General features: G+C 58.0%; 4 protein-coding genes. 1 reads left to right on the top strand and 3 read right to left on the bottom strand.

The annotated features are described in order from the left end of the window. Positions 1-35 precede the first annotated feature (35 nt). The 3 genes from RRU01S_RS03040 to metH form a co-directional block, all read right to left on the bottom strand. Positions 36-308, bottom strand: coding sequence for a hypothetical protein (locus tag RRU01S_RS03040; RefSeq protein WP_131367753.1), 273 nt, complete (start codon positions 306-308; stop codon positions 36-38). Positions 309-558: 250 nt separating this feature from the next. After that, positions 559-1,722, bottom strand: a complete 1,164-nt coding sequence (locus tag RRU01S_RS03035; protein WP_165572201.1) for a leucine-rich repeat domain-containing protein — start codon at positions 1,720-1,722, stop codon at positions 559-561. A gap of 65 nt (positions 1,723-1,787) precedes the next feature. Next, the gene (metH, locus tag RRU01S_RS03030; protein WP_045228732.1) at positions 1,788-5,561 is read right to left on the bottom strand and encodes a methionine synthase; all 3,774 of its coding nucleotides are present in this window, start codon (positions 5,559-5,561) and stop codon (positions 1,788-1,790) included. A 192-nt stretch (positions 5,562-5,753) separates the two neighbouring features. Between metH and RRU01S_RS03025 the strand changes: the two genes are divergently transcribed. Continuing rightward, positions 5,754-7,001: an AGE family epimerase/isomerase gene (locus tag RRU01S_RS03025; RefSeq protein ID WP_045228789.1), complete on the top strand. Its 1,248-nt coding sequence runs from the start codon at positions 5,754-5,756 to the stop codon at positions 6,999-7,001. Positions 7,002-7,041 lie beyond the last annotated feature (40 nt).

The raw sequence follows: 7,041 nt of genomic DNA, 5'->3' as shown, positions 1-7,041 counted from the left end.
CAACACCCGCCGCCTCAACCGTAAATCCCATTGATTCAAGCCACCGCAATCGCCGCCAAAATCGTCATCAGCGCCGAGACACGATTGATCTTGCTCGCCGTGTAAGACGCAACCCCGTCCCTGCCCTTGAAAATCCACGCGCCAAGATACAGCACCGTGTGGGCAACGAAGAAGAAAACGAGCGGGCCGATGAACAGCGCGCCGATGCCAACACCCCAATGGCCATCGCTTGCAGCGCCGGTGATGAAACCGGCGCTCAGGATCGTCAGTGTGACAAACACCAGAATGAGAGATGAAAGCTGCTGCACATTAATCTCCACGTGAGGACGCCGATCACAGTCGCAACCAATAGGTACATTCAAATACTCTAATATAACGTAAATACTTTGTCGACAATGCTGCGCTCTGAGGAATCTTAAGTGCAGAACAAAAAAGCGCAGATGTCTCCGCGCTTTTTGTCTTTTCAAATCAATGCTTAAGGGCCGATTTTAGAATCAAACCTGCAACCACCTGAATCGAAGTATCAGGCCGTGGTCTCTATGTATTTTTCTGCTTCGCCTATCGTCTGTTCATGGGACAATCGCGGTCTGCCGTAACGACGCATTCTCGTTCATCGGTTATCCCACCTCGCCAGTCTCGATAGGTCGCGCAGAGTTGATTGATGGGATCAACGCCATCAGGAGAACTATAGGATGTGGCATTCAACCCTTTGGCAACGATTTCGTTGACGACCGCACGGTCAGACCAGCAGATACGATTGCCAAGATGGGCGCGTTCAAGGCTTTGGGAACGAAGGAGTGGTGTAAGGTCGATCTTTCGATGACCCTCCAGATTGACATATTTCAGATTGGGAAGCGCCGCCAGAACAGATATATCGGTGTAATCGGAGGCGCTTAGGGTGAGAGTTTCGATATCGCGCAACTGTTCGAGCACCGATAAGTCGGAAATTGCAGTATTTAAAAGAGTAAGAGACTTCAGGCGGGTATTCCCCGACAGCGGCGTCAGGTCCTTAATTGTTGAATGGACGATATTGAGGTGCTCGAGCGAGACAAGACCGGCAATTGGCGCGAGGCTGGCGAGCCCATTTGGCTGAAGCGAAAGCTGCCGCAGCCGCTTCGCGCCCGAAAGCGCCGAGAGGTCGCGTGCGCCGTAGAGCCGAACGTTGGAAAGTCCCTTGATGTTGGCGAGATTTTCGATATCGCCCGTCTGCCAGGAGTCGTGGTCAATCTCGATCTCGGCTTCCATCGTCCGAAGCGGCGCCAGATTATCTTTCTCGCTGGCACTCAGCGACAGGGATTTCAGCTGCGAGAGACGCGCGACCGCCGAGAGATCCGCTCCCCTGACCTCTCCAAGCTCCAACCGCTTGATGCCCGTTAGCTGCCCGATACTGCCGGTGTCATGGATGAGATCAACTGAGATACGGAGTTCTTGGAGGTCCTTTGCCGCGATCAAAGGCGCCAGACTATCGATCTCGGTATGACCGAGATCGAGATATTGCAGGCCAGGTAAACGCGCGACGTCCACAAGCAAACCCTTCGACACTTTCGGAGCAGACGGCACCTCGAGTGGAGAGTTTGGGTCTACTAAGTTGAGCGAAAGGCAGTGTGTCTTGTCGGTGCTCGAAGGACAGTCGGCGTCCGGATGAGAAGCATATCGCTCCAGAGCCGCCTTGTGCTCCGGTACAACATCCGGCACCAGATAGTAATAGGCACTGCTGCCCACCAAGACGCTTGCCAGTATTCCAATCGCAAAAATGCACATTCGTCTCGGCGCCATGGCACTTACAGTCACGCCGCCGTCTCGACCTCTTTTTCAACTTCGGTCGGCACGTAGTTCAGCACCGGTCCCAGCCAACGCTCGATTTCCTTTACGGCCATACCCTTGCGTTTGGCGTAGTCCTCGACCTGATCGCGCTCCACCTTGGCGACGCCGAAGTAGTAGCTTTCGGGGTGGCCGATATAGAGGCCGGAGACGGAGGAACCGGGCCACATGGCGTAGCTTTCGGTGAGCACCACGCCGGTTTCTTCCGTCGCATCCAACAGGCGGAACAGGGTTTCCTTTTCGGTGTGGTCTGGCTGAGCCGGATAGCCGGGGGCTGGGCGGATGCCGGCATAGGCCTCACCAATCAGATCGTCAGGGCCGAAGCTCTCGGTCGCGGCGTAACCCCAATATTCCTTGCGCACCCGCTCATGCATGCGCTCGGCAAAGGCTTCGGCGAAGCGGTCGGCCAGTGCCTTGACGAGGATGGAGGAGTAATCGTCATTGGCGCGCTCGAAGCGTTCGGCAATTGCCACCTCCTCGATGCCCGCCGTGACGACGAAGCCGCCGACATAATCGGTGACGCCTGTATCCTTCGGCATGACGAAATCCGACAGCGCCACATTGGGTCGGCCATCGCGCTTGGACAGTTGCTGGCGAAGGGTGAAGAAGGTCGCAAGGTCTTCCTTGCGGCTCTCATCGGTAAACAGGCGGATGTCGTCGCCCACCGCATTGGCGGGCCAGAAGCCGATGACGGCGCGTGGGCGGAACCACTTTTCGTCGATGATCTTCTTCAGCATCGCCTGCGCATCGGCGAACAATTGACGCGCTGCCTCGCCCTGCTTCTCGTCTTCGAGAATGGCAGGGTAGCGGCCCTTCATTTCCCATGTCTGGAAGAACGGCGTCCAGTCGATGTATTTGGCAAGTTCTTCCAGATCGTAGGTCTCGAAAGTCTTGGTGCCGAGGAACTGCGGTTTGACCGGCTGGTAGGCCGTCCAATCCACCTTGTGGGCATTCGCGCGCGCACGGGCCAAAGGCAGGCGAAGCTTTTCCCGTTCATTGCGAGCATGCGCGTCGGCCACCTTGGCATATTCTGCCCTGATGCCATCGATATAAGCTGGCTTCTGATCTTCGGACAGCAAGGCAGACACGACACCCACCGCACGCGAAGCGTCAGTGACGTAGATGGCCTGCCCCTTTTCATAACGCGGATGGATCTTGACCGCCGTATGCACGCGGCTGGTCGTGGCACCACCGATGAGCAGCGGAATGTTGAAGCCCTGACGCTCCATCTCGGCGGCGACATGCACCATCTCATCCAGCGACGGCGTGATGAGGCCGGACAGGCCGATGACATCAACCTCTTCGGCAATCGCCGTTTCGAGAATCTTCGTGGCAGGCACCATGACGCCGAGATCGATGATCTCGTAGTTGTTGCAGGCAAGAACGACGCCGACGATGTTCTTGCCGATATCGTGCACATCGCCCTTGACGGTCGCCATCAGCACCTTGCCGGCGGCCTTGCGCTGATCACCGCCATTGAGGCGCTTTTCCTCTTCCATGTAGGGCAGCAAAACGGCTACCGCCTGCTTCATGACGCGGGCGGATTTGACGACCTGCGGCAGGAACATCTTGCCCGAACCGAAGAGATCGCCCACCACATTCATGCCCGCCATCAGCGGGCCCTCGATGACATGCAGGGGACGGGCCGCACTTTGGCGCGCCTCTTCCGTGTCGGCATCGATGTAATCGGTAATGCCGTTGACCAGCGCATGTTCGAGACGCTTCTCGACTGGCCATTCGCGCCAGGCGAGATCCTGCACCCGTGCCTCGCGGCCGGGACCACCGCGGAATTTTTCCGCCACTTCCAGCAGCCGCTCGGTGCCATCGGCGCGGCGGTTCAGCACCACGTCTTCGCAGGCTTCGCGCAATTCCGGGTCGATGCTTTCATAGACCGCCAGTTGGCCCGCGTTGACGATACCCATATCCATGCCAACCTGAATGGCGTGATAGAGGAACACGGCGTGCATGGCTTCGCGCACCGGCTCATTGCCGCGGAACGAGAAGGACAGGTTGGAAACACCGCCGGAAATATGCACCAGTGGCATGGTTTCGCGGATGGTGCGGGTGGCGTTGATGAAATCGACGCCGTAATTGTTGTGTTCCTCGATACCCGTTGCAACAGCAAAGACGTTGGGGTCGAAGATGATGTCTTCGGGCAGAATGCCTGCCTTTTCGGTCAGCAGTTTATAGGCGCGGGTGCAAATCTCCACCTTGCGCTCGTAGGTATCTGCCTGCCCTACCTCATCGAACGCCATGACGACGACGGCGGCACCGTAATGGCGCACCAGACGCGCCTGCTCCAGAAACTTCTCCTCGCCTTCCTTCAGCGAGATGGAGTTGACGATGGATTTACCCTGAACGCATTTCAGGCCAGCCTCGATGATCTCCCACTTGGAACTATCGATCATGACAGGCACGCGGGCGATATCCGGCTCGGCAGCGATGAGGTTCAAAAACTCGACCATGGCCTTCTGGCTGTCGATCAGGCCTTCATCCATGTTGATGTCGATGATCTGAGCGCCGTTTTCCACCTGGTCGCGGGCGACGGCAAGCGCTGCCGTATAGTCGCCAGCGGTGATGAGCTTGCGGAACTTGGCGGAACCGGTGACGTTGGTGCGCTCACCGACGTTGACGAAGGGAATGTCCTTGGTCAGCACGAAGGGCTCGAGGCCCGACAGCGACATGAAGGAGCGGTGTTCGGCCACCTTGCGCGGCGCATAACCGGCAACGGCATCGGCAATGGCGCGGATGTGCTCGGGCGTTGAGCCACAGCAACCGCCGACCACATTGACGAGACCTTCGCGGGCGAATTCCGCGACTTGCGCCGCCATCATCTCAGGCGTTTCGTCATACTGGCCGAATTCGTTCGGCAGACCTGCGTTCGGGTAAGCGCAGATGAAGGTATCGGCAACTTCCGACAGTTCTTGCAAATGCGGACGCATGGCGCTGGCACCCAGCGCGCAGTTCAGGCCGACGGTGAAGGGGTTGGCGTGGCGCACGGAATTCCAGAAAGCAGACGGCGTCTGGCCTGAGAGCGTGCGGCCGGAAAGGTCGGTAATCGTGCCTGAAATCATCACCGGCAGGTGAATGCCCTTGGCGGCGAAGCGTTCTTCGCAGGCAAAGATCGCGGCCTTGGCGTTCAGCGTATCGAAAATGGTCTCGATGAGAATGAGATCGGCACCGCCATCGATCAGGCCGTCGATCTGCTCGCCATAGGCAACGCGCAGGTCATCGAAGCTGACCGCGCGGTAGCCGGGGTTGTTCACGTCTGGCGAGATGGAAGCCGTGCGGTTGGTGGGGCCGATGGCACCGGCGACGAAACGACGGCGCCCATCTTCCCGCTCCGCGCGCTGGGCGGCACGGCGCACAATGAAGGCACCTTCGCGGTTGAGATCGTAGACAGCACCTTCCATCTCGTAATCCGCCTGCGCAATGCGGGTGGAGGAAAACGTGTTGGTTTCGAGAATATCGGCACCCGCCATGGCGTAGCGATAATGGATTTCCTCGATCGCATCCGGCTGGGAAAGAATGAGAAGGTCGTTGTTGCCCTGCTGATGACAGGCGCAGCCAATGAAGCGATCTCCCCGGAAATGGTCTTCATCGAAGCCCAACCCCTGGATCTGCGTACCCATGGCACCATCGAGAACAAGGATGCGTTCCTGAGCGGCCTGACGCAGCGCCTTCAGGATTTCCGCGCCGTCTCTTTTGCCCCCTACAGGGCCAAACAGATCATCCAACATCGGCACACTCCTCATTCTCTTGCTGATTTGCAATTTCTCAGTCACATAAAGATATCTTTATGTCAATATATCGTTGATTTCCAGCATTGGTATCGCGTTCTATCTCAAGGCTACGAAATTTCCGTTATGGATGACACCGTTACGTCCCAAAGATATAGAGAATCGCATGAAGCCTATCATACGGAGGAAAGCATGACCGAGGCCGACCACACGAAAGCAAACTGGAGCTCCCTGCCCTGGCACCGGCAATGGCTGGCAAAGCAGGCTGAAGGTCTGTTCGACTTCTTCCAGTACCGCGCCATCAACCCCAAGGGCGGCTTTTTCGATCTCGACCGTCAGGGCATGCCACTTCAGCCGGACAATCCGGTGCGCGGCATTCATATGTCGGCGCGCATGGTGCATTGCTTCTCTATCGGCCATCTGCTCGGTCGCCCCGGCTGCGGCGATGTCATCGACCACGGCATGACCTATCTGTGGAACCACCACCGCGACACCGAGCATGGCGGCTATTTCTGGCAGGTGGATGAGACCGGCCCGGTCGATGCCAGCAAGCAGGGTTACGGCCACGCCTTCGTGCTTCTGGCAGCATCCTCGGCGAAAACCGTTGGTCACCCGCTGGCAGATCAGATGCTGGCCGACATTACCGAGGTTCTCGAAACGAAATTCTGGGAAGAAAAATACGGCGCGATCAAAGAGGAATTCAATCGCGACTGGTCTCCCATCGAAAATTATCGCGGCCAGAACTCCAACATGCACCTGACTGAAGCGCTGATGGCGGCCTTCGAAGCCACCGGTGATAAGACCTATCTGACGAAAGCCGAGCGCATCGCCGACCTCATCATCCGCCGTGCTGCTGGCGCGCTGGACTTCCGTGTGCCTGAACATTTCGACGAGAACTGGGTACTGAACAAGGATTATCGCGGCAACGAGATGTTCCGCCCATCCGGTTCCACCCCCGGTCACTGGCTGGAGTGGGCACGCCTTTTGCTCCAGCTGTGGATGTTGGGAGAGCGCAAGCATGAATGGATGCCGACGGCGGCAAAATCGCTGTTCGTGCAATCCATGTCGCTGGGCTGGGACCGGGAAAAGGGAGGCTTCTTCTACACGCTGGACTGGGACAACACGCCCGCCAAGCGCGAAAAGCTGTGGTGGCCGATGTGCGAGGCCGCCGGTGCCGCGCACTTCCTCAACGAACACCTGCCCGCTGACGAGTTCTACGAAGACAGCTACCGCCGCATCTGGAGCACCATCGCCAACACCTTCCTCGACCACCAACATGGCGGCTGGCACGAGGAACTGACGGACAACCTGACGCCCGCCAACACGATCTTCCCCGGCAAGGGCGACATCTACCACGCCCTGCAAGCCTGCCTCATTCCGCTGTTTCCAGCCGATGGCAGCCTGACGAAGGTGATTTCGGAAAAGGGCGGGCGGTTTTAGGGGGGCGTTGAAGAGCGACAGAAAGCTCAGTTTCCTCCGT

It is taken from the genome of Agrobacterium rubi TR3 = NBRC 13261 (assembly GCF_000739935.1).
GTDB lineage: Bacteria > Pseudomonadota > Alphaproteobacteria > Rhizobiales > Rhizobiaceae > Agrobacterium > Agrobacterium rubi.
This window is presented reverse-complemented; position numbering and strand designations above follow the sequence as displayed.

Excerpts from the sequence above, each read along its gene's own strand:
- metH (WP_045228732.1), bottom strand. The coding sequence starts at position 5,561 with ATGTTGGATGATCTGTTTGGCCCTGTAGGGGGCAAAAGAGACGGCGCG.
- RRU01S_RS03025 (WP_045228789.1), top strand. The coding sequence starts at position 5,754 with ATGACCGAGGCCGACCACACGAAAGCAAACTGGAGCTCCCTGCCCTGG.